Annotated in this window: 24 protein-coding genes and 3 tRNA genes; 2 read left to right on the top strand and 25 right to left on the bottom strand. The window is 67.3% G+C overall.

Annotation, left to right across the window (positions count from 1 at the left end; translation table 11 throughout):
• The 15 genes from rpoB to rplJ form a co-directional block, all read right to left on the bottom strand.
• Positions 1-2133 (bottom strand): DNA-directed RNA polymerase subunit beta (gene rpoB / locus V7E05_RS08330; protein ID WP_333619202.1); only part of this gene is annotated, 2133 nt, incomplete at its 3' end.
• Between the two features lie 637 nt (positions 2134-2770).
• Complete coding sequence (locus V7E05_RS08325) at positions 2771-3721, bottom strand: hypothetical protein (RefSeq protein ID WP_333619201.1); 951 nt, start codon at positions 3719-3721, stop codon at positions 2771-2773.
• A gap of 2 nt (positions 3722-3723) precedes the next feature.
• Complete coding sequence (locus tag V7E05_RS08320) at positions 3724-4698, bottom strand: hypothetical protein (protein WP_333619200.1); 975 nt, start codon at positions 4696-4698, stop codon at positions 3724-3726.
• 192 nt (positions 4699-4890) lie between these two features.
• Complete coding sequence (locus tag V7E05_RS08315) at positions 4891-6144, bottom strand: MCE family protein (RefSeq protein WP_333619199.1); 1254 nt, start codon at positions 6142-6144, stop codon at positions 4891-4893.
• A gap of 3 nt (positions 6145-6147) precedes the next feature.
• Positions 6148-7389, bottom strand: coding sequence for an MCE family protein (locus V7E05_RS08310; RefSeq protein WP_333619198.1), 1242 nt, complete (start codon positions 7387-7389; stop codon positions 6148-6150).
• Positions 7386-8624 (bottom strand): MCE family protein, encoded by a 1239-nt coding sequence (locus V7E05_RS08305; protein WP_333619197.1) that lies wholly within the window; start codon positions 8622-8624, stop codon positions 7386-7388. The genes V7E05_RS08310 and V7E05_RS08305 overlap by 4 nt, the downstream gene beginning before the upstream one ends.
• A complete protein-coding gene (locus V7E05_RS08300) occupies positions 8624-9703 on the bottom strand; it encodes an MCE family protein (protein WP_333619196.1) in 1080 nt (359 codons plus the stop codon). Before V7E05_RS08300 ends, V7E05_RS08305 begins: the two co-directional genes overlap by 1 nt.
• Before the next feature lie 2 nt (positions 9704-9705).
• Positions 9706-10824, bottom strand: a complete 1119-nt coding sequence (locus tag V7E05_RS08295) for an MlaD family protein (RefSeq protein WP_333619195.1) — start codon at positions 10822-10824, stop codon at positions 9706-9708.
• Complete coding sequence (locus V7E05_RS08290) at positions 10821-12248, bottom strand: MCE family protein (protein ID WP_333619194.1); 1428 nt, start codon at positions 12246-12248, stop codon at positions 10821-10823. The genes V7E05_RS08295 and V7E05_RS08290 overlap by 4 nt, the downstream gene beginning before the upstream one ends.
• A complete protein-coding gene (locus V7E05_RS08285) occupies positions 12245-13102 on the bottom strand; it encodes an MlaE family ABC transporter permease (RefSeq protein ID WP_333619193.1) in 858 nt (285 codons plus the stop codon). The genes V7E05_RS08290 and V7E05_RS08285 overlap by 4 nt, the downstream gene beginning before the upstream one ends.
• Positions 13103-13115: 13 nt before the next feature.
• Positions 13116-13847 carry an MlaE family ABC transporter permease gene (locus V7E05_RS08280; protein ID WP_333619203.1) on the bottom strand — a complete coding sequence of 244 codons (732 nt, stop codon included), beginning with the start codon at positions 13845-13847 and terminating at the stop codon, positions 13116-13118.
• 187 nt (positions 13848-14034) lie between these two features.
• Complete coding sequence (locus V7E05_RS08275) at positions 14035-15150, bottom strand: ABC transporter ATP-binding protein (RefSeq protein WP_333619192.1); 1116 nt, start codon at positions 15148-15150, stop codon at positions 14035-14037.
• Between the two features lie 157 nt (positions 15151-15307).
• A complete protein-coding gene (locus tag V7E05_RS08270) occupies positions 15308-16369 on the bottom strand; it encodes a DUF3068 domain-containing protein (RefSeq protein WP_333619191.1) in 1062 nt (353 codons plus the stop codon).
• A 226-nt stretch (positions 16370-16595) separates the two neighbouring features.
• Entirely contained in the window at positions 16596-16985 is a 390-nt protein-coding gene (gene rplL, locus V7E05_RS08265) for a 50S ribosomal protein L7/L12 (protein ID WP_333619190.1), read from the bottom strand.
• 82 nt (positions 16986-17067) lie between these two features.
• Positions 17068-17586, bottom strand: a complete 519-nt coding sequence (gene rplJ / locus V7E05_RS08260) for a 50S ribosomal protein L10 (RefSeq protein ID WP_333619189.1) — start codon at positions 17584-17586, stop codon at positions 17068-17070.
• Between the two features lie 440 nt (positions 17587-18026).
• Between rplJ and V7E05_RS08255 the strand changes: the two genes are divergently transcribed.
• A complete protein-coding gene (locus V7E05_RS08255) occupies positions 18027-19085 on the top strand; it encodes a diacylglycerol/lipid kinase family protein (protein WP_442891635.1) in 1059 nt (352 codons plus the stop codon).
• A gap of 140 nt (positions 19086-19225) precedes the next feature.
• Here V7E05_RS08255 and rplA read toward each other — a convergent pair whose 3' ends face one another.
• The 7 genes from rplA to V7E05_RS08220 all read right to left on the bottom strand — a co-directional run bounded on the left by rplA (position 19226) and on the right by V7E05_RS08220 (position 23183).
• Positions 19226-19951, bottom strand: a complete 726-nt coding sequence (gene rplA / locus V7E05_RS08250; RefSeq protein ID WP_333619187.1) for a 50S ribosomal protein L1 — start codon at positions 19949-19951, stop codon at positions 19226-19228.
• Positions 19952-20085: 134 nt separating this feature from the next.
• Positions 20086-20517, bottom strand: a complete 432-nt coding sequence (gene rplK, locus V7E05_RS08245; RefSeq protein WP_333619186.1) for a 50S ribosomal protein L11 — start codon at positions 20515-20517, stop codon at positions 20086-20088.
• Positions 20518-20655: 138 nt separating this feature from the next.
• Complete coding sequence (gene nusG / locus V7E05_RS08240; protein WP_333619185.1) at positions 20656-21462, bottom strand: transcription termination/antitermination protein NusG; 807 nt, start codon at positions 21460-21462, stop codon at positions 20656-20658.
• A gap of 161 nt (positions 21463-21623) precedes the next feature.
• Positions 21624-21971 carry a preprotein translocase subunit SecE gene (secE, locus tag V7E05_RS08235; RefSeq protein ID WP_333619184.1) on the bottom strand — a complete coding sequence of 116 codons (348 nt, stop codon included), beginning with the start codon at positions 21969-21971 and terminating at the stop codon, positions 21624-21626.
• Positions 21972-22029: 58 nt separating this feature from the next.
• Positions 22030-22105: transfer RNA gene (locus V7E05_RS08230), tRNA-Trp, on the bottom strand.
• Positions 22106-22227: 122 nt separating this feature from the next.
• On the bottom strand, positions 22228-22671 hold the full coding sequence (locus tag V7E05_RS08225; RefSeq protein ID WP_333619183.1) for a MaoC/PaaZ C-terminal domain-containing protein: 444 nt from the start codon (positions 22669-22671) through the stop codon (positions 22228-22230).
• A complete protein-coding gene (locus V7E05_RS08220) occupies positions 22668-23183 on the bottom strand; it encodes an FAS1-like dehydratase domain-containing protein (RefSeq protein ID WP_333619182.1) in 516 nt (171 codons plus the stop codon). The genes V7E05_RS08225 and V7E05_RS08220 overlap by 4 nt, the downstream gene beginning before the upstream one ends.
• 70 nt (positions 23184-23253) lie before the next feature.
• On the opposite strand from V7E05_RS08220, the gene V7E05_RS08215 reads away from it, so the two are divergent.
• The gene (locus tag V7E05_RS08215; protein WP_333619181.1) at positions 23254-24276 is read left to right on the top strand and encodes a hypothetical protein; all 1023 of its coding nucleotides are present in this window, start codon (positions 23254-23256) and stop codon (positions 24274-24276) included.
• A gap of 160 nt (positions 24277-24436) precedes the next feature.
• On the opposite strand, the gene V7E05_RS08210 is transcribed toward V7E05_RS08215, so the two are convergent.
• The 3 genes from V7E05_RS08210 to crtI form a co-directional block, all read right to left on the bottom strand.
• Positions 24437-24508: transfer RNA gene (locus V7E05_RS08210), tRNA-Met, on the bottom strand.
• A 63-nt stretch (positions 24509-24571) separates the two neighbouring features.
• Positions 24572-24644 (bottom strand) — tRNA-Thr (locus V7E05_RS08205).
• A gap of 204 nt (positions 24645-24848) precedes the next feature.
• On the bottom strand, positions 24849-25698 hold an 850-nt coding region (gene crtI / locus V7E05_RS08200; RefSeq protein WP_333619180.1), incomplete at its 5' end, for a phytoene desaturase family protein.

Genomic DNA, 25698 nt, shown 5'->3' with positions numbered 1-25698 from the left:
CATGACGGCGACGAGCAGGTTCTTGCCCAGCGCCATCTCGCCGTTCTCGGTCGCGGGACCATCGGCGAGCACCTGTCCGACCTCGACGCGGTCGCCCTCGTCCACGATCGGCTTCTGGTTCGAGCAGGTTCCCTGGTTGGAACGCGCGAACTTGTTGAGGCGGTAGGTCTGGCGGCCGCCGTCGTCATCCATGACGGTGATGTAGTCGGCGGAGACCTCCTCCACCACGCCGGCAGCCTCATTGACGATGACGTCCCCGGCATCGACGGCGGCGCGGAGCTCCATGCCCGTGCCCACGAGCGGGGACTCGCTGCGCACCAGCGGCACGGCCTGACGCTGCATGTTCGCGCCCATGAGCGCGCGGTTGGCGTCGTCGTGCTCGAGGAACGGGATCATCGCGGTGGCGACGGAGGTCATCTGCCGGGGCGAGACGTCCATGTAGCCGACCTCGGAGACCGGCACCTCTTCGACGTCGCCGTACTTCTTGCGCACGAGGACGGTCTCGGTGGAGATGTTGCCATCGGCGTCGAGAGGCGTGTTCGCCTGCGCCACGATGTGGCGGTCCTCTTCGTCTGCGGTGAGGTAGTCGACATCGTCGGTGACCTTGCCGTCGACGACGCGACGGTAGGGGGTCTCGATGAAGCCGAAGGGGTTGACCCGCGCGTACACCGAGAGCGAGCCGATGAGGCCGATGTTCGGGCCCTCAGGGGTCTCGATCGGGCACATGCGGCCGTAGTGCGACGCGTGGACGTCGCGGACCTCGAGGCCCGCGCGCTCGCGCGACAGACCGCCCGGGCCCAGCGCCGACAGGCGGCGCTTGTGGGTGAGGCCCGAGAGCGGGTTGTTCTGGTCCATGAACTGCGAGAGCTGCGAGGTTCCGAAGAACTCCTTGAGCGCCGCGGTGATGGGCCGGATATTGATGAGGGACTGCGGGGTGATCGCCTCGGAGTCCTGGGTGGTCATCCGCTCGCGGACGACGCGCTCCATGCGGGACAGGCCGACGCGGACCTGGTTCTGGATGAGCTCGCCGACCGTGCGCAGGCGACGGTTGCCGAAGTGGTCGATGTCGTCGACCTCGACGGGGACCTCGCGGCCGCCCTCGAGCTGCATCGAGGACTCGGCGGCGTGGAGACGCACGAGGTACTCGATGGTCGCGGCGATGTCCTCGCGTGTGAGGGTCGAGGTGGCGTCGAGCTCCGGATCCGGGAGACCGAGCTTGCGGTTGACCTTGTAGCGGCCGACGCGCGCGAGGTCGTAACGCTTGTCCTTGAAGAACAGGTTGTCGAGCAGGGCCACCGCGGCGTCGCGCGTCGGCGGCTCGCCCGGGCGCAGCTTGCGGTAGATCTCGAGGAGCGCGGCGTCGGTGTCCTCGACGTTGTCCTTCTCCAGCGTGGACATCATGATCTCGGAGAAGCCGAAGCGCTCCTTGATCTCGGACTCGGTCCAGCCAAGAGCCTTGAGGAAGACCGTGACCGACTGGCGGCGCTTGCGGTCGATGCGCACGCCGACGGTGTCGCGCTTGTCGACGTCGAACTCCAGCCACGCGCCGCGCGACGGGATGACCTTGACGGAGTGCACGTCGCGCTCCGTGGACTTGTCGCGGCTGCGGTCGAAGTAGACGCCCGGCGAACGGACGAGTTGCGAGACGACGACACGCTCGGTGCCGTTGATGATGAAGGTGCCCTTCGGGGTCATCATCGGGAAATCGCCCATGAACACGGTCTGGGACTTGATCTCGCCCGTCTCGGTGTTCTCGAACTCGGCGGTGACGAAGAGCGGCGCCTCGTAGGTGAGGTCCTTCTCCTTGCACATATCGATCGAGGCCTTGACCTCTTCGAAGTAGGGCTCGGAGAACGAGAGCGAGAGGGAGCCCGAGAAGTCCTCGATCGGGGAGATCTCGGTGAGAATGGCGTCGAGGCCGCTCTCTAGGTTGGTGACACCGCGGGCGGCGGCGGCCTCGGCCCAGCGGTCGGAACCGATGAACCACTCGAAGGACTCGGTCTGGAGATCGAGGAGCCCCGGAACGGGGAGGGGTTCGTTGATTTTCGCGAACGATACGCGCCTGGGTGCCCCAGGAACAGTGGAGACTGACTTGGTCTGGCGGGAGACTGCCAAGATGGGTCCTTCCAGCACCTCACGTGTCCGCGACCTGCGGACACAGCTAGTTGTTTTCGGCGAGCAGAAAACCGGCGTTCACGGGCCGCACATACCCCCGCTATATGAGGCAGTCCACGGCAATTTCTGCAGGTCGATCGTCCGTTCCTCCCCTGCTGCGGCCGGCCGAGACCGGCGGCGGGACGAGCGAGCGGACGAGGACTACACCTGCGAAACCTTGCCGGGTGCCCGGTGAGGGGCACCGCAACTCGAGCACGGAGCTCAAGAAATGGAAACGACGAAATGAAGCCAGCGCAACGACCCACTATAGCCATGGACCTGGCCTGTGTAAATAGCTCGCGAACGATGCCTCCGGATACCCCCGAAAGGGCGAACCAACCGTGGCAATCGGTCCGAGTTCCGCGATGCCGACGCAGCTCCGCTTCCCATACGCACACGCTCCACGGGCGGCTGGCTGAGCACCCGGAGCCGGGCGGCGATCCCGCGGCGAGCGCCGAGCGTGGTGCTGCACCGCGTGCGGGATCCGCCGAGGCGGAAAGTGGCCGAGACGACGAATCGCGCGTCACGAACACGTTAAGAGTGAACTGTGACGCGCGATTCGTCAAGCCCTTTCTTCGGCAAGTCGCGCCGCCGGGGCCGGGAGGAGATGCAGAGGCTAGCTCGGCAGGTCCGGGATGGAGGAGAGTTTCCAGGTCCCGTCGACATTCTGCAGCTGGAGCAGGTACGTGCCGACGGTCTCTCCGGCATCCTTCCCGTCCTGGGTGACAGAAACGTTCTCCACCACGAGGACCTCTGCACGGTCGCCCTGCAGGTAGCTCACTCCGGCGTTCTGGACCTCGGCGGTGACCTTGGTCTTCGACTGCTTGTACGTATCGGCGAGCTGGTCCCAGCTCTTGTCGAGCTCGGTCTCGAGGTTCGGAGTGACGATGTCGGGGATCGCGGCCTTGTACTGATCGAGCGTCTCGTAGTCCACCGAGACGAGCTGCTTCGCGTTCGCGGCCGCGGCGGTGGCCACCGCGGTGGTGTCCTCGTCGTCGACGAAGGCCTCGTTGTCGAAATCAACCCCGGGCTTCGTGTGGAGCACGAACGCGGCGATGAGGAGCGCGACTCCGATGATCGCCGCGGCGATGGACAGCCCGCCGATGAGCTTCCGGCGGCCCGGCTTGGCCGCGGCCTTCGACTCGCGGACTTCGGCGGAGTCGCCGGCTGCAGCGCTCGCGGTGGCGGCGTCGAGCCGGCGCTGGGCATCGGCGATCTTCTTCTGCGACTTCGCCTCGCGCTTGGCTTCCTTGCGGCGGGCCTTCTCGGCTTCCTTGTCTGCCTTCGGCTCCGCTTTTTCGCGATCGGCCTTCTTCTCGGGCTCTGCGACGGCAGCCTCGGGCTTATCGGCCTTCGTGGCAGTGTCTCCGATAACCTTGTCGTCCGCTGCCTTGCCCTCGGCAGGCTTCGCGTCCGCTGCCCTCTCGCCCGCAGGCTTCGCCTCGGCGGCCGACTCGGCCTTCGATGCGCTCGACTTCTCGCTCACGGACTTCTCGATCTTCTCGACCTTCTCGGTATTCTTCGGGTCCTTCGGGTCCTCGGACCCGCCCGGCTTGTTCGCGGCCATCTCTAGTTCCCTCCGCTCTTCGCCGTGGACGAGGCCGGGGCCTTCGAGGACGTCGGCGCCGCGGATGATGCGGGCGCCCCGCTCGACTTCGCCGCCGAGCTCGGAGCGGCGCTCGCGCCACTCCCCTGGTCGGCGCCCGATCCCTGCGCACCGGACTCGGCCCCGTCGAGCTCCTGCACGGACTGCGAGGAATCGCCGACCGGCACCTGTACGCCCACGGGCACGAGATCGGCGACCTTCCAACGGTCGTCCTCCCGCTGGAGCTCGACGCGCGCGGCCTGGCGCCCGGAAACGCCGGGCATGTCCTTGCGCTCGGAGCTCGCCGTGTAGATGAGCACGACCGTCGCGGTGCCCAGATCGTCGTCGACCGCGGTGAGCGCGGCGTTCGAGACCTCGGCCTTCGTGGTCGCGCTCTGTTCGGTGATCTTCTGCTTGATCTGGTCCGCGTACTCGTCCTGCTGCGCGAGGAACGCGCCGGTCGAGTCCTCACGGAGCCGCTGCTGGTCCTCTTCCACCGTGTCGCTGGTAAAGGACATCGAGTTGATGACCACCTGCGAGGCCACGTCGAGGACCTGATCACGCACTTCGGACATGTGCTGCTCTTGGCGGGCGTGGCTGTATTCGATGCCCTTCCAGACCACCCCGGCGATTCCCGCGGCGAGAATGACGACGGACGCCGCAGCCAACCAGGGCAGCGCGCGCCCCTTCTTCTTCGGCTCGGCGTTCGCTTCGCCAGCCGCCGAATCCGCCTCCGCGTCTTCGTCTTTTCCCGCAGCCTCGGCTTTATCTGCGCTCTTGGCCGTTCCTGCTGCCTTGGCTTTGTCTGCAGCCTCGGTCTTTTCTCTCGCAACGGTCTCCGAGCTCGACTCGGTACCCGACGCAGTCGCCGCTTCTGCTGCGACCTCGGGGTTTTCGGGCTTCTCCCCTGGCGTCTTTCCGGACGTCTTCTCGCCCGGCTTGTCCTCGTTCGTGCTCACTTTGCTCCTTGCACCGCCAACGCGGGATCAGCGGCCTGTATTCGTCCACGGCGTCCGCCGTCATACTGCGTCTCTTGCGGCGACACGCCCGCACCACCCTAAGGCAGGGAAAAGCGGCGGGCGACGCGAATCGCGGTGCTCTCAGGACACCGTGACCCTGCCCGCCGCTTCGCGCGGCCGTGTTACGCCCCGCTACTGCCCCGTGCGCGGGACCATGCCCTGCCACTCGGCGAGCTGCTGCGCGGCCGGCGAGAGGTTGAGGACATCCGGCTGTACCTTCGGCTTCGAGTCCCACGGCTGCGGGACGGTCGGGTCGGCGAGATCGGCGTTGCCGCTGCCGCGGACGCTGGTCATCGAACCCTGCGGGACCTTGCAGGACGCGTCCCAGTTGACCGGGAAATCCTGCTCCTGATAGTCGAAGTCAGGGTTCGCGGCCTTCTGCTGCTTGATAATGTCCTGGGTCCCCTCGTAGCCCTGCGTACACGCCGGCGGGTTGTTCTGCTCGAGGACGAGACCAAAGTGGATCGTGTTGTCGCCCGGCACCACCGTGAGCCCGCCCGCGGCGAGCGCGGGGAGCAGCTGGAGGAGCACGCGGAGTCCGCCGGCCTTCGGATCCACTGCGGCCATCGTGGTCGCGAGGCGATCCGTCGCCACCGTAAGAGCGGGCCCGGACTGGCGCACGAGCTGGCTCGTGGCATCGGCGAACTCGTCGGAGGTTCCGATGAGCGAATTGATGTCCGAATCCGAATCGCGCAACGCCTCGGTGACAGTGCGGAGGTCCTTGCTGAACGAGACGACTTGCGGCGCCTGCTCGGCCTGCGTGTTGAGCACGACCGCGCCGTCCTCGATGAGTCGCTTGAGCTGCGGGAGGGTCTCGATGCCCGTATCAGAGAGCTCGATGAGCGAATCGGCGAGGTTGCGAAGCTCCGGTCCGCGATCGCGGACCGCGTCTCCGAGCTCCTCGACCGTGACCTTGAGCGGGTCCGTGGGGATCGATCGCGTGAAATCGTCGAGATTGGAGAGCAGGTTCTCCACGCGGGCCGGAAGGTCCTCCCGCGAGACAGAGACGTGGTCGCCGTCCTCGAGGAACGGCTCGGAGTCATCGCGCGGCTGGAAATCGACGTACTGCTCGCCGATCGCCGAACGGTTGGCGATCACCGCGCGGGTGTTCGCCGGAACGCGGGTCTTGCCCGAGTCGAGGTCGAGGGTCACCGCGATCCCGTCCTCCGTGAGCTTCATGTCCCCCACCCGACCGATCTCGTTGCCGCGATAGGTCACGGCCGCGTTGGTGAAGATGCCGCCGGAATCGGGCATGTCGAGGGTCACGTGATACTGGTTATACCCGATCATCGCAGGCACACGGACATAGTTGGCCCCCACGTACACGATGCCGAACGCGGCGATGAGGCAGAAGGCGATGAGCTGGTAGCGGATCGATTTCTTCATCGTCTAGTGTCCTTCCGCATCGGCGAGGAGCCCGCCCATGGTCGGCGAGAAGGGACTGAGGCCCGGAGTCTCCGCCGGAGTGGTCGCGCGCTGCATGACCGCCGGCTCCGGGAGCAGGGGCAGCAGGATCGACGTCCGCTTGTCCGGACCGTTGCCGTTGGTCCACGGGTTGTTCGGGTCGTTGGAATACGGGCCCGAGGTGTACTGCGGGTTCGCTTCTATGGGATCGCCCTTGCCCACGCCGAGGTTGGACAGCGTGTTCGCGATGTCGCCGTCGACCGTGAGGAAGACGTTGGTCGAAGAGCCCACGGTCGCGTCGTTGGACGAATCGGGGAACGGGAAGGTCGGGACGATCTTCGTCACCTCGATGAGCCCGGGTGTGAAGTTGGCGAGTTCCTGCAGCACGGGGCGCAGCGCTCGGAGGTCGGCGATGAGGTCATCGCGCGAGCGGAGGAGGACGTCCGAGCCCACCTCGCCGAGCGAGTTGAGCTTGTTGAGCATGTCGACGAGCTGCGGCCGCTGCTCGTCGAGCACCTGAACGCCGGCTGGAAGCTCGTCGAGCGCCGCCTCGATCTGCGGGGTCTGCTCGTTCGCCCTCTTGGACAGTTCGTTGACCCCGTCGATCGCCTTGACAATCGAATCGCGCTGCCGGTTGAGGCTCGCGATGAGATCCGCCGTGGTGTTGAGAGTGGTCTTGAGCTGGTCCTCGCGCCCGTTGGTCATCTGGTTGAGCTCGGCGACGATCGACTGGAGCTGGCTGAGCCCGCCGCCGTTGAGCAGGAGCGACAGCGCGCCGAGCACCTGCTCGATATTCGTCGCCGTGCGAGTCCTGTCCAGCGGGATGTCGTCGCCATCCGCGAGCTTGCCCTGCGGCGCGGCGCCGTCTGGCGAGGAGAGCTCGATGAACTTCTCGCCGAGGATGTTGGTCTGTTGGATCGACGCCACCGCGTTGGACGGAAGGTCGACGTCCGAGCGGACCGTGATGTCGACCTTCGCGTGCCAGCCGTCATCGGTGAGCCCGATGTTCTCTACCCGCCCGGCAGGCAGGCCATTGACCTTGACGCTGCCCTGGCGCACCAGGTCGAGGACGTCGTCGAACTCGACCGACAGGTGCATCGGGTTCGATCCGACATCGGCGCCACCGGGTAGCGGGATGTCCTCGACGCTGGTCGCGCAGCCGGCCGTCATACCCATGACGGAGACGAACGCAATACCTCCGAGGGCGGCCCTCACTCGATTTCTCATCGCGGGTTCCTCTCCGACTCGGGGGCGTTGTTGTAACCCGGCGTGCCCTGCTGGGTCCCGGGGGCCGGAGTCGACTGGGCGAGCTCACCCTGCAGCACGCCGAGCGGCAGGTGCGGGACGGCGTTCTTGAGAGCCTCGTTGCGATCGGTGATCTGGTTCTCGCACTCCTGGATGCCCGCCTGGTCGGTGAGCCCCTTGAAGGCGGGGTTACCGGGCGAGAGCCGCGAGAGGTCCATCATCTTGCAGATCGCACTTGCCGGGCTCTGCGTCTCGGGCAGGACCAACCGCATCTGCAGCGTGCCCGACTCGGAGTCGTACGCCTCGATGAGGTTGGTGAGCGCGTTCGGCGCCTGGGTGAGAATATCCTGAAGCTGGCGCGTCTTGTCCGCCGTGACACCCGACAGGGTCGCGAGCTTTCCGGAGTTCCGCTGGATCACGTCCTGGTTGTTGCGGACGAGGCGGGCGACGTCCGCGAGCGCGAGGGAGACCTCGTGCAGCGCGAGCTGCAGGTTCTCCCTCTGGTTCGCGACCGTCTTGTTGAAGGTCGCGAGCTGGTCGTTGAAAGTGCGTACCTGCTGGTCGTTCTGGGCGAGCATCGTGACGAAGCTCTGCAGGTTGGTGACCGTCCCCGCGAAGTCCTCGCGCGAATCCGAGAGCGCCGTGGCGGCCTTGGAGAGCTGGTCGATCGAGTCGCCGATCGCTCGGCCATTGCCGCCGAGCGTCTTCGCCGAAGACTCGATGACGCGGTTGAGCGAGCCGTCCGAGTTCGCCCCGTCGGGGCCGAGCGACGTGGTGAGATCCTCCAGCGACTTGTAGAGACGGTCGACCTCTACTGGCGTCGAGGTGTTCTCCCGCTCGATGACGGCGCCGGACTCCATCTTCGGGCCGTCCGAGTACGCCGGTAGGAGCTGAACGTAGCGGTCGGGGATGACCGACGGGGTGACCTGGGCCGCCTTCGCGTCGGCGGGAACGTCGACGCCGCGGTTGACGTGCATCTTGACCTCGACGACATCGCCCTTCGGCGTGACCTCGTCGACGCTGCCCGCCTTGACGCCGAGGATCCTCACGTCCGTCCCCGCGGAGACACCGACGGAGTTGTCGAAGTACGCGGTGATGTCCGTGCGGCCCGCGCGGGACCACTGGGTGTAGACGAGCGCGGCGACGGCCACGACGATGATGACCACGATCGCGACGATCCACACCGGGATCTTCTTGTGCAGGATCTTCATGCTCATCAACCCCCCATCGGCTGCTGCATCGGAGCTCTAATACCGGGGATCTCGGGAGCGCCCGGGGGGAGCAGGTTGGTGACCACGGTATCGAACCAACGGCCGGTGCCGAGCACGTTGGAATAGACCTTGTAGAACGGCCCGAGCTGGTCGATGGACTTGCGCAGATCCTGCTCGTGATCGGTGAGGATCCCGAGGGCCTTGTCGAGGTTGTCGAGGGTCGGCCCGAACTGCGCCTCGTTGTCGGCGACGAGCTTGCGAAGCTCCTGCGAGAGCCCGATCGACGAGGCGAGGATGAGCTTGATCGAGTCGTCTCGGTTGTTGAGCTCCGTGAGGAGCTGGCCGGTGCCGTCGATGAGCTTGCGGAACTCCTCGTTCCGCTCCGCGACGATCCGCGAGGATTCCTTGGTCGCCTGGAGGAGGCGCCGCAACTCGTCGTCCCGGCTGGAGATGGTGTTCGACAGGCGCGAGACTCCGTCGATCGCCGTGCGGAACTGGTCCGGGGCGAGGTCCATGGACTCGGACAGGACGTTGAGGGAATCGCGGAGCTTGTCGTCGTCGACTCCCTCGAGCACCTCGGTCGCCTGGCTGAACGCCGTGACGACGTCGTAGGGCGAGGTGGTCCTGTCGAGCGGGATCGTGTCGTCGGCGGAGAGCTTCTCCGTGCCCGCGGGCTCGAGCGCGAGGTACTTCTGCCCCAGCACGGACTTGATCTGGATCGAGGCGCGCGTGTCGTCGCCGAAGAAGGCGTCCTTCGCGCGAAACGAGACCTTGACCTTGTCGCCCTCGAGCGCGACGTCGCTCACTTTGCCGACCTTGACGCCGGCGACCCGGACCTCGTCGTCAGAGGTCAGCCCCGCAGCCTCGGAGAAGTACGCCGAGTACTTCGGACCGGCGCCCACGACCGGGAGAGTGTCGAAGATCGAACTGACGAAGGTGAGCACGAGAATCGTGGCGATGCCGATGACGCCGAGCACGGCGTTGGGGATCCGGTACGTGCCGGCCTTCTTGCCCCTGCGCTTCTTCGGCTTCGGCGCGGCCTTGTCGGTCGTGCCGCCCGGGTTTTTCGGTTTCTTCTCGGCCATCATCACTGTCCCCCTCCCTGTGCCTGTTGGGCCTTCATGCCTTCGGCGGTACACCGCGGCGCGTCGTTCGTGTAGATCGGCTGGTTGAGAGTCGGCGCAGCGAACGGCAGCTGGCCGATGTTCGGCGCCGAGCCCGGCTGCAACTTGATGTCGATGCCGCAGAGGTAGAACTGGAACCACGAGCCGAAGGAGCCGGCGCGGACGAGCTTTTCCGTCGTGACCGGCATGGACTGGAGGACGTCCTCGAGCGTGCCCTTGTTGTCGTTGATGCCCGAGGCGACCTTGTTGAGCGCCGTGAGCGAGTCAGTGACCTCCGGGCGGGTGTTCTGCACAACGTTCTCCGACACCGAGGTGAGATCGGCGAGGGAATCTAGCGAGTCCCCGATGGCCGTCTTGTCCTGAGCGAGCCCGTCGACGAGAGCCGAGGTATTCGTGACCAGCTGGTCGAACTGGTCCTCGCGGCCGTTGATCGTGTCGAGTACCTGGGTGAGGTTGTCGATGACCTCGCCGATGATCTTGTCCCGGTCGGCGAGGGTGTTCGTGAGCGAGCCGATGTCGCCGACAAGCTGGTTGATCGTGCCGCCTTCGCCCTGGAGGACCTTGACCAGAGAGGTCGCGAGCTTGTTGACGTCCTCGGGCTGCAGAGTGGTGAACAACGGCCGGAAGCCGTCGAACAGCGCGGTGAGGTTGATCGCCGGCGTGGTCTGCTCGATCGGCAGCTCCCCGCCGGGCTCGAGACGGTCGCCCGACGCCGGGGTGCCGGGCTCCTGGGTCAACGCGAGGTAGCGCTGGCCGATGAGGTTGCGCAGCTTGAGCGTCGCGTGCGTGTTCTTCGGGATCGAGTCCCGGCCCGACAGCGCGAAGGAGACCTTCGCCTGGTCGTTGTCGTGGAGTTCGACATCCGTGATCCGGCCGACGGCGACGCCGGCGATACGGACCTCGTCGCCCTTCTCCACCTGCATGGCATCGGAGAAGATCGCGCTGTACTCGTCGCCGTCCCCACTGCCGCTTCCGCGGATCGTGTTCGCGAGGATGAGAATGAGGAGCGACGTGATCACGACGAAGATCACGAGCTTGACGAGCGGAGCCATGAGGCTCCGGTTGGATGGGTTCTTGCTCATCGGAAGGACACCTCCGCTCCCCTCAAGGCCGGGGCGCCGAGGCCGGCGACCCAATCGGGAACGGCCTCGGCAGTGGTGCCCTGGGCTGCTCCGTAGATGGTCTGGACTGTCGCCGTCTCGATCGGCGAACCCTCGTAGCCCATCTGCCTGTCGTCGATGCCGGGCGGAAGTGGGCGGTTGGGCTGCTCGGGCACGGCGCGGCCGGGAGCGTCGGGCACCGAGCCGCGGGCGCGGATGCCCGTGACCGCCGGATCGTTCGCCCGCGGGTCGGGAAGCTCATCGAGGTGCGTGTCGCCGGGGTTGCGTGACGGCGGCTGGAAGGCGCCGTCGGCGAGTCCGCCGCCCGGCGACTGCGGGAAGGTCTCGCCCTTCGAGGGGTCGGCCGGCTGGTAGCAGACCGGGCCTCGGTTATCGAAGGCACGCGGCTCGTCCTGGTTGGGGACGTAGCGTCCGCGGGGATTGCCGACCTCGACGGTTACACGGATGCCCGGGCGGTCGGTCCCGACGCCGAGGACGGGATCCGATTTCGCGAGCGCCTGTTGGAAGTTCGACACGGCGCAGCCGAGGGACGGCGAGTAGCGCGCGAGGAGGTCGAGCGTCTGCCGCGAATCGGCGAGGACGTTGATCAGCCGCGGCCTGTTGACCTCGAGGAAGCCAGTGAGGTCGTAAGCGGAGCCGGAGACCGAGCTGATCGACTCGCGGATGTCGTCCTGGCGCTGCACCAGCGTGTTCGAGGTCGTGCGCAGGGCGTCGAGCGAGCTGATGAGGTCCGGGACCGCTTCCGTGTAGGTCTGTGAGAACGTCGCGAGGTCCTGCAGCCCGGACTCGAGGGCCGGGAGATCTTCGTTGATCCCGTCGAAGACCTGGCCGAGCTTCTCGAGGGAGACGCCGATCTTGTCGCCGTTGCCCTCGAGGGCATAGCGCAGCGCGCCCAGGGTCGAGGCCAGCTCCTCCGGCGGAACGGCCTGGAGCACCGGAAGGAGGCCGTCGAGCACGCGGTCGAGCTCGACCGAGTTGCCGCGTTTGTCCATCGCGATGGTGTCGACGTCGTCGAGCGTGCCCGAGCCGCCGCCATCCGGGAGGGTGAGGTCGACGAAGCGCTCGCCGAAGAGGGTCTTGGGGATGAGCCGCGCGGTGGTCTGGCTCGGTAGCTGGTCGACGTAGTCCGGCTGCAGCGCGAGGTCGACACGAACCCCGTTGCCGTCGGGGTGGACACCGAGCACGCGGCCGATATTGACCCCGCGCACCTTGACGTCGGCGTCCTTCGGCAGGGCGTAGCCGACGTTGTCGGTGATGAGGCTGATCCTGTGGACCTTGGTGAAGGCCTTGTTGTACATCGCGATCGACCCGGCGACGAACGCCACGACGATGACGACGAACAGCAGGGCGAGCAGGCGACGGGCCGTCGCTGACATGCGGGTCATCCGGCGATCCTCACGCTCGTCGTGGTGCCCCAGATGGCGAGGCCGATGAAAAAGTTGAGAATTGTGACGACCACGATCGCGGTGCGGACCGCGCGACCGACGGCCGTGCCGACGCCGGCGGGTCCGCCGCTAGCGGTGTAGCCGTAGAAGCAGTGGATCATCACGAGCGCGAAGGCGAAGATGAGCACCTTGAGGAACGAATACAACACGTCCTGCGGTGGCAGGAACAAGTGGAAGTAGTGGTCGAACGCGCCGGTCGACTGCCCCTGGATCGAGGTGTTGACCAGTCTCGTGGCGATGTACGAGGCCATGAGCCCGACCGTGTAGAGCGGGATGACGGCGATGAAGCCGGCGACCACTCGGGTGGACACAAGGTAGGGCACCGAGGGGATACCCATGACCTCGAGCGCGTCGATCTCCTCGGAGATGCGCATGGCGCCGAGCTGGGCGGTGAACCCGCAGCCGACCGTCGCCGACAGCGCGAGCGCCGAAACGACCGGCGCGATCTCGCGAGTGTTGACGTAGGCGGAGAGGAAGCCGGTGAGGACCGAGGCGCCGATCTGGTCGAGCGCCGCGTTGCCCTGCAGACCGACGACCACGCCGGTGAAGCCCGTCATCATGAGGATGACGCCGATGGTGCCGCCGAGAACGGCGAGCACGCCCACGCCGAACGTGACCTCGGCGATGAGCCGGAATACCTCGTGCCGGAAGCCGATGACCGCCTGCGGGATCGAGGCGATCGAGCGCATGTGGAAGGCGAGCTGGTCGCCCAGTGTGTCGATGCTTTCGAGCGGCTTCTGCCAAAGCTTCCGCAGGCGAGCGCGCCGTGGGCTGATCGAAGTCGAAATAGTCATATCGCGCCCCGCCCTATGAGCCCTTCGGCGGGACGATCTGGAGATACACCGCCGTGAGAATGATGTTGGCAAAGAAGAGCAGGAGGAAGGTCAACACCACGCCGAGGTTGACCGCATCTCCGACGCCCTTGGGGCCGCCCTTGGGGTTCATACCCGTGTACGAGGCGACGACGCCGGCGATGAGGCCGAAGACGAGCGCCTTGATCGAGGCCATGACGAGGTCGGGAAGCTGCGCGAGAGCCGCGAACGACATGAGGTACGCGCCCGGCGTACCGCCTTGCAGCAGGATGTTGAACACGAAGCCGCCGGCGATGCCGACGATGCAGACGAGGCCGTTGAGGAGGACAGCGACGATCATCATCCCGAGCACTCGGGGGACGACGAGGCGATGGATCGGGTCGATGCCGAGCACCCGCATCGCGTCGATCTCCTCGCGGATGGTGCGCGCGCCGAGATCGGCGGCGACCGCCGAGCCGGCGGCGCCGGCGATGAGTAGTGAGGTGACGAGCGGCGCGCCCTGCTGAACAATCGCGAGGACGCCGGTAGCGCCGGTGAACGCCTCGGCGCCGAGCTGCTTGATGAGCGAACCGGTCTGCATGGCGACGACCGCGCCGAAGGGGATCGCGACGAGCGCCGACGGGAGGATCGTGACCGAGGCGATGAACCACGACTGCTCGATGAACTCGCGGAACTGGAACGGCCGCTTAAAAACCCCGCGGATGACCTCGAGGAAGAGCCGGAACATCTTGCCGGCCTCGGCGAATGCGCCAGAAAACCAGCCGCCGACGCCTGCGACGGACACGCCGCTTGCCGACGTGTCCTTCGGCGCCTTGAGGCGCTTATTCTTCGTCCCCTTCTCAGGGGAACTCACACCGGCCGCGGGGCCGGTGGCTTGTGGAGTGCTCATGTAGTTCCTGGCTTGTTCTTCGGCTCTACTCGGAGGACCCGTAGTGGTCGTCGACCGCAGAGGTTCTCTGTGGGCCGCCGGCGGCGGACGATGCCACGGCCGCAGCGGGCGCCGCACCGGCGTTCCCGGCCCCCGGGCCCTGGTGCTCGTCGATCCCGCGAGCCGCCCACTCCTCGCGGATGGCGTCCTGCGCGTTCTGCGGCAGGGTGTCGAGGAGTTCCCGGACTCGCTGTTCGCGGCGGATCTCGCCCTGGCGAACGGGGGATCCCGGGGTCGGCTGCATCTGCGGGGGAACGCCCTGGAGCTCGTCCTCGCCCGGCGCGCCGTCGTTGTGTCCGGCCGCCGCCTGCGCCATCTCCTCGCGCATCTGCGCGTCGTCCTTCTCCTCGGACATGCCGATCGGGCCGATCTTCGAGCCGCGGAGGAACTGGCGGATCGCCCCCTCCTCGGAGGTGAGGAGCACCTCTCGCGGGCCGAACATGACGAGGCGCTTGCGGTAGAGCATCCCGAGGTTGTCGGGGACCGTACGCGCGAGGTTGATGTTGTGCGTGACGATGAGGATCGTCGCGTCGATCTGCGCGTTGATGTCGATGAGCGTGTTGGCGAGATACGTGGTGCGCACCGGGTCGAGGCCCGAGTCCGGCTCGTCGACAAGGAGGATCTGCGGATCGAGGACGAGGGCACGGGCGAGGCCCGCGCGCTTGCGCATACCGCCGGAGATCTCGCCGGGGAGCTTGCCCTCCGCGCCCATGAGGCCGGTGAGCTCGAGCTTCTCCATGACGATCTTGCGGATCTCGGACTCCGACTTGCGCGTGTGCTCACGGAGCGGGAACGCGACGTTGTCGTAGATGTTCATCGAACCGAAGAGCGCGCCGTCCTGGAAGAGGACGCCGAAGAGCTTGCGGACCTCGTAGAGCTCCTTGGCGGTGCACTGGAGGATGTCTGTGCCGCCGATGTCGATGGAACCCTGCTCGGGGCGGAGCAGGCCGATGAGGGACTTGAGGAAGACGGACTTACCGGTACCCGACGGCCCGAGAAGTGCACTGACCTCGCCCTCGGGAAGCGTGAACGTGACGTCTTCCCAGATCTTTTGTGAGCCGAAGGACTTGGTCAATCCATTGACGGCAACTTCTACGCCCACTAGTCCTCCGTAAATCGTTCTTTCCTGGCCGTTCTCGGCAATCTGATGCCGAAAACGACTTCTTCCCGCCTCATCCGGCGCGGCGTTTACCCTGCATATGAGCTTTTCTGCAGCGTGTGGCCCCAATCACTATAGAGGAGGGGGCGCTTTTCTCACACTATTTACGCCGATCACTCAGGAATCCCACCCCCAGGGAAGCGACGAGGACCACTGCGCCTAGAATCCCGGCCGCCCACGGCACGATGTCGGCCTTCCATCTGGAGGATTCGTTCTCCGAACGCGCCTGTTCGAGGACCGCCGCGGCCGAGGCGTCCGTGGTAGCGGTTTTCGCGTCGAGCACGGGGACGGCCTCCTCGCCTACCCGCTCGCCGAAATACTCGTGAACATCGGTAGTGATCCGCACTACTCGACCGGAGTCCGGCTCGACGTCGACGGTCCGATCAACGGAGTAGAAGCGCTCAAGGCGAACGTCTCCCTCGCCGTCACGGATGCGCTTCGGGGCGCTCTCGGGGAGCGCGGAGCGGGCTACGCTCACGTGTCCTGTCGAGGGATCGACCTCGCCCATGTCGAGGTCGTCGATGGACTGTCTATAGGAGTAGACCCCGGTGCCGTCGATCTCGTCCTCCCCGGAGAAAACCATCGGGGCCGCGCGGCGCGCGGTCGGGTCGTAGTACTGGTAGTCGCTCTTCTGGGCGTTCTTCGGGAAAGTGACGCTGAGCCCCTCGACGCGCACCGGGATCGAGGGCGTCTCCGGCTGGGTCTGGAGGGCGGAATTGGCCGCGTCCTCGGTGCCCTCGGCCGTCTCCCGGCTCATGGTGATGCGCTGGACGCTCGCGCGCACGAGATCGGCCGTGTCGTCCTCGCCGCCGCCCCGTTTCTCGCCAGCATCGTGCTTCTGGCCGCCGGATTCCCCTCCCCCGGCCGCTCCGGCCCGGGAGAGGGTCGAGCCGACCTGAGCGGTGAGCGTGTCCCCGTCCCCGGGCTCGACGGAGAGGACCTGCTGGACCTCCCGCAGCGGGACGTCCTCGTCCACGCGCAGCTTGTCCGCGCCATCGAGGGAGCCCATGTCGAGGACTGTGCCCGTGCCGTCGGCGGCCGTCTGCCACGAGGCGTCGAGGGGCAGCTTCTCGGTGGAGGGCGAGACGACGATCCCCCAGGTCGCGCCGAACGCGACGAGCGCAGCGCCCACTCCTGCCGAGAACTTCAACTTTCCGGCCATCGCCGCCCCTCGTGTCGCCCTTCTTCGGGCGCTGCCGCGCGCACTCTACGTGCGCCGACGGCCCAGACGCCCGGGATCCGGTGTGTTCGATTACCTGAGAACAACCTACACGCGGCGGCGTCCGCCGAAATGACGAACCCCGCCTCCCGCGAGATGCGGGAGGCGGGGTTCGAAGCAGTGTTTGTCTCCCGCCGGCGCGCGCACGCGCGCCGCGAAGGGTGACGAACTACTTGACGGTGACCTTGGCGCCGGCCTCTTCGAGCTTGGTCTTGGCGGCCTCGGCGGCCTCCTTGTCGACCTTCTCGAGGATCGGCTTCGGGGCGGACTCGACGAGGTCCTTGGCCTCCTTGAGGCCCAGGCCGGAGACGAGCTCGCGGACGACCTTGATCACGCCGATCTTCTTGTCGCCACCCGACTCGAGGACGACGTCGAACTCGTCCTGCTCGGCGGCGGCCTCGGCGCCACCGGCAGCCGGGGCGCCAGCAGCGGCGACGGCGACGGGGGCCGCGGCGGAGACGTCGAAGGTCTCCTCGAAGATCTTGACGAACTCGGAGAGCTCCAGGAGGGTCATCTCCTTGAAGGCGTCGAGCAGCTCGTCGTTGGAAAGCTTCGCCATGACGAATGTCCTTTCTGTAATCCCGGGATACTCCCGGATGGGGTTCTGGATGTAAAGCGTGTGTGTCGAAGCGTGGCGCGCTCTAGGCGGCCGGCTTCTTCTCCTGCAGTGCGCCGAAGAGACGGGCCAGCTGGGACGCGGGAGCGTTGAAGAGCCCCGCGGCCTTGGTCTGGCCGCCCTTGAGAGCGCCGGCCATCTTGGCGAGGAGCACCTCACGGGATTCGAGCTCGGCGATCGCCTCGATCTCGGCAACGGACAGCGGGTTGCCGTCCATGATGCCGCCCTTGATGACGAGCTCCTTGTTGTCCTTCGCAAACGCCTTGAGCGCCTTGGCGGCGTCGACGGCTTCGCCTTCGACGAACGCGATGGCGGTCGGGCCGGAGAGAAGATCGTCGATTCCCTCGACGTTCGCCTCAGCGGCTGCGCGCTTGACCAGGGTGTTCTTCGCGACGGAGTACTCCGCCGAATCGCCGAGGTCCTTACGGAGCTGGGTGATCTGCGGCACGGAGAGACCACGGTACTCGGTGACGAGTGCCGCGTTCGACTTCTCGAACCGCTCCTTGAGCTCCGCCACTGCGGAGACCTTTTCGGGCTTTGCCATTTCGCCTCCTTCCTCTCGATTGTCGTCGACCCGGAAACGACGAACGCCCCGGCACAGGAGGCACGGGGCGCAGAGGGGGCGGGACGCGCACACGGCACGACCTGCTGTGTTCTGCTGACCTTCGTATCGCCTGCGTGGGCCGCCGGGTGTCCCCGGGCCTTCAATGCCCTCCCCACGCGAATGGGAAGCGCATAACCAACGGTCTTTGGTGAAACTTGATCATCCGACCCGGGGCGATCTCCGCCGGAGCGAAGAACGACGAGGGTCGATCAGAAGTTCGTCAACGAGACTAGCGGAGTCCGCCGTCATACCCAAATCCGAACCAGGGCGGAGTAAGAGCAGCACGGTACGGTGGTGGAGTGATTAAGGGCGAGGACCGAGCGGGTGGCGCGGCAGGTGGCACGTCTGCGCGGGGGGCGCGGGAGCGGGCGCACGCGGCGGTGGTCTACAACCCCGTGAAGGTGAAGCGTGCGACCCTCGAGCGGATCGTCGCCGAGCGCGAGGCTCTGCACGGCTGGGGGCCGTCCGAGTGGTTCGAGACCACCGTAGAGGAGCCCGGCACGTCGATGGCGCGGGAGGCCGTTGCCGGGGGCGCGCGCCTCGTCATCGCCGCGGGTGGCGACGGAACGATCCGCGCGGTCGCCGGCGGCATCGAGAACTCGGGCGTAGCCATGGGGATCGTGCCGCTCGGCACGGGCAACCTCCTCGCCCGCAACCTGGAAATCCCCATCGATTCGGTGGAGACGGCAGTCGCCGTGGCGATGAGCGGCGCGATCCGCTCGATCGACATGGGCCGAGTGACCTTTACCGAAGAGGGGTCCGAGCGCACCGAGGTCTTCCTCGTGATGCTCGGCGTGGGCATGGACGCCGAGATGATCGACGGGACCGACGACCGGCTCAAGAAGCAGGTGGGCTGGGTCGCCTACGCCTCGACCTTTACCCGCAGCGTTTTTACGGGACACCGGATCCGCGCGAGCTACCTCATCGATGACGATCCGGAGCCGCGCGACACCCACGCGCGCACGGTGCTCGTAGGCAACTGCGGCGTGCTGCAGGGCGGGATGGTGCTCATGCCCGGCGCGCTGCTCAACGACGGGCTGTTCGACGTCGTTGCGCTGCGCCCCAAGGGCGTGGCCGGCTGGCTGCGACTCGCCTACGCCGTGCTCGTCCAGAACACGCTGCTCGCGCGCATGGGCGTCCCGCCGGCGCGTCGCTGGGCCGAGCTCGCCGACTCCCGCCGCGAGGCGCGCCGCGAATATTGGCGCCGCTGGACCGGCTTCGAGCTGCCCCGCAGCAGCATGCTCACCGAGCACCGCCGGCGTGTCCGCGAGCGGCGGGCGGATGCGCAGACGCTCGTCCACGATCAGGGCCGGCGGATCGAGGTGCGCGTCGCCGACTCCCCCGCCGCGCTCCAGATCGACGGAGACACCGTGGGGCGGGTCGACGGCTTCGTCGCCGAGGTCCGCAGCCACGCGCTCGCGCTGCGCGTGCCGTTCTGAGGACGGGCCCGCACCGATACCTGCGCCACGACCCGAGTCGCTTCCCTCGCCCCTGCACTCGGCGCTACGTTCCGAATACAGAAAACCCCGCCCCGCGTGTGCGCGGGGCGGGGTTTCGCGGAGCGAGCTCCGGAGGACTACTACTCGGCGGCGGCCTCGTCGCCGGAGCCGATCTTCGAGGTGATCGTGTAGTCGACCGGGATGCCCGGGCCGAACGTGGTCGACACCGAGATCTTCTTGATGTAGCGGCCCTTCGCGGCGGACGGCTTGAGACGCATGATCTCGTCCATCACGGCGGCGTAGTTCTCGGTGAGCGCCTTGGCGGAGAAGGAGGCCTTGCCCACGATGAGGTGGAGGTTGTTCGCCTTGTCCGTTCGGAAGTTGACCTTGCCGCCCTTGATGTCGTTGACGGCCTTGGTGACGTCCATGGTGACCGTGCCGGTCTTCGGGTTCGGCATGAGGCCACGCGGGCCGAGCACGCGGGCGACGCGGCCGACCTTGGCCATCTGGTCCGGGGTGGCGATAGCGGCATCGAACTCGAGCCAACCGCCCTGGATCTTCTCGATCAGATCCTCGGCGCCGACCTCGTCCGCGCCGGCGGCGAGGGCCTCGGTGGCCTTCTCGCCTGCGGCGAACACGATGACGCGAGCGGTCTTACCGGTGCCGTGCGGAAGATTCACGGTGCCGCGGACCATCTGATCGGCCTTGCGGGAGTCGACGCCAAGACGCATGGCGACCTCGACGGTGGAATCCGTGTTGGTCGAGGAGGTTTCCTTGGCCAGTTCCATGGCCTCCAGAGGCGTGTACAGCTTGTCGCGGTCGACCTTTTCGGCAGCTGCCGTGTAGGCCTTGCTGTTCTTGCTCATGTGATGTCCAATCCTTCGCCCGCGGCCCTGCCGCGGGGTGGTGGTTGGTGGTTCGGGCCTGAGCTGCCCTCCCACCATTACGTTCTTACAGGTGGATGACGACGGAGGCCACGGTTGACGTGGCCGGCCGGCATCTACTCGACGGTGATGCCCATCGAGCGCGCGGTGCCGGCGACGATCTTCGCGGCCGCGTCGACGTCGTTGGCGTTGAGGTCTTCCATCTTGGTCTGGGCGATTTCCTTGACCTGATCCATGGAGACCTTGCCGACCTTCGAGGTGTGCGGCGTGCCCGAGCCCTTCTGGACCCCAGCGGCCTTGAGCAGCAGCTTGGCGGCCGGCGGCGTCTTGAGCTTGAAGTCGAACGAGCGGTCCTCGTAGACCGTGATCTCGACGGGGATGACGTTGCCGCGCTGGTTCTCGGTGGCGGCGTTGTAGGCCTTGCAGAACTCCATGATGTTGACGCCATGGGCACCGAGTGCCGGGCCGACGGGCGGCGCGGGGTTCGCGGCGCCTGCCTGGATCTGCAGCTTGATAAGGCCAGAGACCTTCTTCTTCTTGGGAGGCATATCTTCCTGATTTCTTCCGTTGACGGCACGCGCTGTACACGCGTGTTGCGGGCACGCCAAAAGAGGCGGTAACCGCTGAACAACTCGGACAACTCTACGCCAGAGCTGCGTTTCTCCCTAATCGGGAGCGAAGAGGCGTTAGAGCTTCTCGACCTGGTTGAAGCCGAGCTCGACCGGGGTCTCGCGGCCGAAGATGGAGACGAGCACCTTGAGCTTGCGGCTGTCCGTATCGACCTCGGAGATCGACGCCGGCAGGGTGGCGAAAGGGCCGTCCTGGACGGTGACCGACTCGCCGACCTCGAACTCCACGACCTCCTGGGCCGCGGCGGCCTCGCCGAGCCCACCGGACTCGCCCTTCGCGGCCTGCGGCTCCTCCACCTTGGGCATGAGGAACTTCGCGACCTCGGAGAGCGAGAGCGGGGTCGGGTTCGAGGTCGCGCCGACGAACCCGGTGACACCCGGGGTGTTGCGGACGACGTTCCAGGTCTGATCGTCGAGATCGAGGCGCACGAGCACGTAGCCCGGGAGGACCTTGCGCGTGGACTTCTTCTTCTCGCCGTTCTTGATCTCGGTGTACTCCTCGGTGGGCACCTCGATCTGGTGGACGTTGTCCTCCACGTCGAGGGTCACCGCACGGGTCTCGAGATTCTGCTTGACCTTATTCTCGTAGCCGGCATACGTGTGGATCACGTACCAGTCGCCCGGGAGGCGCTTGAGCTCGCGCTTGAACTTCGCGAGGGCGAGGGCGGGGCTGAGCTCCTCCTCGGCTTCGGCCTCTGTCTCGGACGCCTCGTTCTCGACCTCGGCGCTGTCGCCCTCCGGGTCGGTGGGGACGGAATCGGCCGCGGGCACGGTGGTCTCCGTGGCGGTCGAATCGAACTGCTCGACATCGGCCTCTGCGGCCTCTGCGGCCGCCGCGTCGACGGTGTTATCGGACTCGCTCACGAAAAGTTCCTTCCATTGGCTGCGGGGGCGGCGCCTTCTGGGCCGGCCACCCGAAGACCGGTCCGGCTTCGCCCGGACCCGGTCGGCACCGGAGCGACGGCCCCGGGGCATCTCACAATCGTTGACGTGCCGACGAGCTTACCCATCGGCGGGCGCGGAACCTACCGCGCGAAAGCCCACTCCACGGCCTTGCCCATGCCGAAATCGACGCCGGACACCAGGGCGGTCATGAAGATGAGGAAGATGAAGACGACTGCGGTATAGGTGACCATCTGCGAGCGGGTCGGCCAGATGACCTTCCGCAGCTCGGATCCGACCTGCCCGACGTAGGTGATGGGACCGACCCGCTTGCCACGGGTGTCCTCGGCATCGTCCGCATCCGAACGCACGCGGCGCACGGCGACGTTGCCGCGGCCGGCCTTACCGGTGGGCACGGCGGAGGTATCGCCCGCGCCCTTCCGGGCATCGTCCGCGCCGCCCTTGGCGGCGTCGTCGCGATCGTCACTCACGCGGAAAACCTCCGGCTGTTGTACTTCTCTTCGTCCACCCGGGAAATTCCCGGGCACGTGGCAGGGGCGACAGGACTCGAACCTGCAACCTGCGGTTTTGGAGACCGCTGCTCTGCCAATTGAGCCACGCCCCTTTGCGGCCTCACCCGAGGACGGGGCACGCGATGGTCCACTCTACACAACCAGCCCGGGCCTCCCCAACCAGAGGCGACACGCGCCTCCGGGGCGGAACCGGCTGTGGCCGCGCGGTCCGCCGTCATGCCTGGTTCTCTTCCGAGGAGCCTGCGTCCGAATCGCCGCGCGGGCGGACCGTGACGGCGGCCTTCCCGTAGATCTTGGCGCCGTCGACCTGTGCGTTGAGCATGAGCGTGACGAGGCCGGTAGCCGGATCGGGATCCTTGACGCGAGCGGACAGTTCGATCACGGCGGGCTCGTCTGCGGGAACGGGAACGGGACGGGCGAAACGGACGTCGCTGCGGACGATGGCGTCCTGGGAACCGGCCCAGTCGCCGACCTCCGCCAGGACCCGCGCCCACGTGAGCATCCCGTGTGCGATGACCCCCTCGAGGCCGAGCGCGCGGGCAGCCTCGTCGTCGAGGTGGATCGGGTTGGAATCGCCCGAGGCGCGCGCGTAGGCGATGAGGTCGTCCCGGGTGAGTTCGATGGTGCGGGGGGCGAATTCGCCGGTAGGTGCGGTCATGGGCGGTCGGCCTCCCCTGATGTGTCGGTTTCCTCGGGCTGCGGTGTGAGCAACGAGGTGCGGAGTGTCTGGACGATTCCGCCGGCACGGTCGCGCACTTCGGTAGAGAAGGCGATGATTCTGCCGCCGGCCGCGTCGCGGACGGTGTCGACGGTGGCGGTGGCCGAGTAGGTGCCGCCCACCTGCAGCGGCGCGGCGACCTCGATCTTCTGCTCGGTGTGCATCGTGCGGGAGAGGTCGATCGCGAGGCGCGGGTCGCCGATGAGCGCGTCTTGGACGCCTGCGGTGAGCGGCGCGGCGATGGTGTGCGGCAGCTCGCCGGAATCGGGGTCTACGCCGGTGGCCGCGGCCATGTCCCGTGCCATCTGCTCGGTGATCTCGAGGTCCTCGGCGGCCACGGACAGGCCGACGAGTTCGGCGCCGGATGCTCCGGCTGCGCCCGAAGCACCGCCCGCGGCCGGAGCGCTGCCGGGGCCCTGCGCGGTGTCGCGCTGTTCTTCTACTTCTGCCATGTCCGCCAACCTACCCGCCGTCGCGGCGGTTCCCGCCCGAATACCGAGGGCCGCTTTCTACACTTGTCGCATGAGTCTCCTGGGCAATCTCGCGGGCATCGCCACCGTCCCCGCGCGGGTCGCGTACTCCGCAACTGTCAACGCGCTCGCGATCACCGAAGCGTCGGTGTCGCTTTCGCGCGTCGCCGTGGACAACGTCATGACCGAGGTCGGCGGCATCGTCGGCATCGATGTCGGCGAGCGTCGCGCCACGCCCCTCGGCCTCCTCCACGCCGCCGCCGAGCTGCTCGAGGAGGACCGTCCACTCGGCCGCTTCCTCGCCGCCGGTGGCCCGGCCGAGCGACTGCTCCGCCCCGGTGGTGTGGTCGACCGATTGACGGCGCGGGACGGGCTGCTCGAGCGGCTCACCGAGCCCGGCGGGCTCGTCGACCAGGCCGCAGCCGAGGACGGGATCCTCATGCGGCTCACCGATCCCGACGGCCCGCTTGCGCGGCTCACTCGCCCGGGCGGCGTGGTCGACCAGTTCACCGAGAGCGAGGGCATCCTCGAGAGGCTCACCGGCGAGGGCGGCGTGATCGATTCGCTCACCCGCGCCGACGGCGCACTCGAGCGGCTGCTCGGCGACGAGGGCTTCCTCGCCGCGGTGGCTGAGCCGGGCGGCCTGCTCGACAAGATCGCCGCGGAGGGCGGGATCCTCGACCGCGCCGTCGAGGAGGGTGGCCTCCTCGAAACGGCGTTCGGCGCCGACGGCCCCGTCGAGCGCGCCCTCTCCCCCGGCGGCGCGCTCGACCAGATCTCCGAGCTTTCCGAGTCGATCAGCACGCTGGCGCCGAACATCGAGCAGCTCCGGGTCACCGTCGAGCAGCTCCACGAGGCGGCAGTTGCCCTCAACGCGTCGGTGACCCCGGTGGGCGAGCTCGTAGGAAGGCTCCCCAAACGGCTGACCCGCGGGATCTCGAATACCTCCGCCGGCTCCGCGGCGGGCGCGGTCGCGAGCCCGGGCGTCCAGGCCACAGGCATCCATGCAGCGGGCGTGCAGGGCCAGCGACGCGACCCCGAGGACACGCCGATCCCGGGACTCGAGAGCCCGTAGTCACGACAACGTGGCCGCGCCCCCAGCCGAGGCCACAGCCGTGGTCGCGCGGCCGCAATGACACCCGCGCGTGGGGTCCCGAAACCCGCCGACCCCACACGGAAAACGCAAAACCCCCGAACTCCGGGGAACCGGTGTTCGGGGGTTTTGCCTTCGTGCGTAGCGATGGCCGGGATCGAACCGGCGACACAACGATTATGAGTCGTTTGCTCTACCACTGAGCTACACCGCCGTGCCCTTGCCCCGCCGCGCCCTCGGCGCTGCGGCGAGCACGAGAGGTGACGAAGAAGATGCGAGCCCCCTGACGGAATCGAACCGTCGACCTTTTCCTTACCATGGAAACGCTCTGCCGACTGAGCTAAGGGGGCCGGTCGAACGCGCGGCTTAGAGCCCCGCGTTAAGGCCTAGAGTAGATTACATTGCCCCCGATATCTACACCAAATCCCCAGGCAAACCCGTATTTCGGGTTTCCGGAAGGTGTGGCTGACGGCGCAGGTCCCGGTTTCCTCGCGGTCCGCCGTCATGGCCGGATTTCCGTCTCGCCGCCGGCCTCGATAGCGGGAACGTCCCGGCTACCGCGGGCCGCCCCCCGGGTGCCCGAGCGAGGCGGAGACGGCGTCGGCCGCGAGCTCGGCGGAGATGAGGCACATGGGCAGCCCGATCCCCGGCAGCGTCGACGAGCCCGCGTAGTACAGCCCTTCCACCCGGCGCGAGCGGTTCTTCGTGCGGAACATCGCGCTCTGCCGCAGCGTGTGCGCCTGTCCGAGGGCGGTGCCTCTCCAGGCGTAGAGGTCCTCGGCGAAATCGCCGGGCGTGATCACGCGGCGCTCGACGATCCGCTCCGCGAGATCGCCGATTCCGGTCCACTCGGCGATCTGCGCGATGACGCGATCGGCGGCCGCCTGCGCGGGGTCGTCGGCGTCGTCGGGATCGCCGTCCCCGTAGCCGAGCGCGCCGGGGTCGACCACGTGCCCGCCTGTGTCGTCGACGTCCGCGGGGACCGGTACGAGCACGAAGAGATTCTCGTGCCCGGCGGGGGCCACAGAGGAGTCGGTAGCCGAGGGCTTACAGATGTAGAGCGATGCTGGGTCGGGCACGTGGGGCGCATCGCCGAAGATCGCGTCGAATGCGCCCGCCCAATCCTCGGAAAACAGTAGGTTGTGGTGCCGCAGCTGCGGCAGCTCCCCCTCGACGCCGAGGAGTAGCAGGAGCGCGCCGGGGCCTGGGACCTTCGCGTCCCAGTACTTCTGCGGATATGTGCGCCATTCGGGCCGAAGCAGCCGTTCCTCGAGGTGCTGGATATCGTGCGCGCCGATCACCGCGGCGGCCGGGAGCACTCGAGGCCCGTGCTCGCCCGCCGCGCGGACCCGCACTCCTGTCACCTCGAACTCGCGCCGCCCCTCCCCCGTGACCTTCGTCCAC

This window comes from Dietzia sp. (assembly GCF_036741115.1).
In the GTDB taxonomy this organism is placed as follows: Bacteria; Actinomycetota; Actinomycetes; order Mycobacteriales; family Mycobacteriaceae; genus Dietzia.
Note: the sequence above shows the minus strand (reverse complement) of the source record. Positions and strands in the feature narration are given on the sequence as shown.

Coding starts and splice junctions, on each gene's coding strand:
- V7E05_RS08325 (WP_333619201.1), bottom strand. CDS start 3,721: ATGGCCGCGAACAAGCCGGGCGGGTCCGAGGACCCGAAGGACCCGAAG.
- V7E05_RS08315 (WP_333619199.1), bottom strand. CDS start 6,144: ATGAAGAAATCGATCCGCTACCAGCTCATCGCCTTCTGCCTCATCGCC.
- V7E05_RS08310 (WP_333619198.1), bottom strand. CDS start 7,389: ATGAGAAATCGAGTGAGGGCCGCCCTCGGAGGTATTGCGTTCGTCTCC.
- V7E05_RS08305 (WP_333619197.1), bottom strand. CDS start 8,624: ATGAGCATGAAGATCCTGCACAAGAAGATCCCGGTGTGGATCGTCGCG.
- V7E05_RS08300 (WP_333619196.1), bottom strand. CDS start 9,703: ATGGCCGAGAAGAAACCGAAAAACCCGGGCGGCACGACCGACAAGGCC.
- V7E05_RS08295 (WP_333619195.1), bottom strand. CDS start 10,824: ATGAGCAAGAACCCATCCAACCGGAGCCTCATGGCTCCGCTCGTCAAG.
- V7E05_RS08290 (WP_333619194.1), bottom strand. CDS start 12,248: ATGACCCGCATGTCAGCGACGGCCCGTCGCCTGCTCGCCCTGCTGTTC.
- V7E05_RS08285 (WP_333619193.1), bottom strand. CDS start 13,102: ATGACTATTTCGACTTCGATCAGCCCACGGCGCGCTCGCCTGCGGAAG.
- V7E05_RS08280 (WP_333619203.1), bottom strand. CDS start 13,847: ATGTTCCGGCTCTTCCTCGAGGTCATCCGCGGGGTTTTTAAGCGGCCG.
- V7E05_RS08270 (WP_333619191.1), bottom strand. CDS start 16,369: ATGGCCGGAAAGTTGAAGTTCTCGGCAGGAGTGGGCGCTGCGCTCGTC.
- rplL (WP_333619190.1), bottom strand. CDS start 16,985: ATGGCGAAGCTTTCCAACGACGAGCTGCTCGACGCCTTCAAGGAGATG.
- rplJ (WP_333619189.1), bottom strand. CDS start 17,586: ATGGCAAAGCCCGAAAAGGTCTCCGCAGTGGCGGAGCTCAAGGAGCGG.
- rplA (WP_333619187.1), bottom strand. CDS start 19,951: ATGAGCAAGAACAGCAAGGCCTACACGGCAGCTGCCGAAAAGGTCGAC.
- rplK (WP_333619186.1), bottom strand. CDS start 20,517: ATGCCTCCCAAGAAGAAGAAGGTCTCTGGCCTTATCAAGCTGCAGATC.
- V7E05_RS08225 (WP_333619183.1), bottom strand. CDS start 22,671: ATGACCGCACCTACCGGCGAATTCGCCCCCCGCACCATCGAACTCACC.
- V7E05_RS08220 (WP_333619182.1), bottom strand. CDS start 23,183: ATGGCAGAAGTAGAAGAACAGCGCGACACCGCGCAGGGCCCCGGCAGC.
- V7E05_RS08215 (WP_333619181.1), top strand. CDS start 23,254: ATGAGTCTCCTGGGCAATCTCGCGGGCATCGCCACCGTCCCCGCGCGG.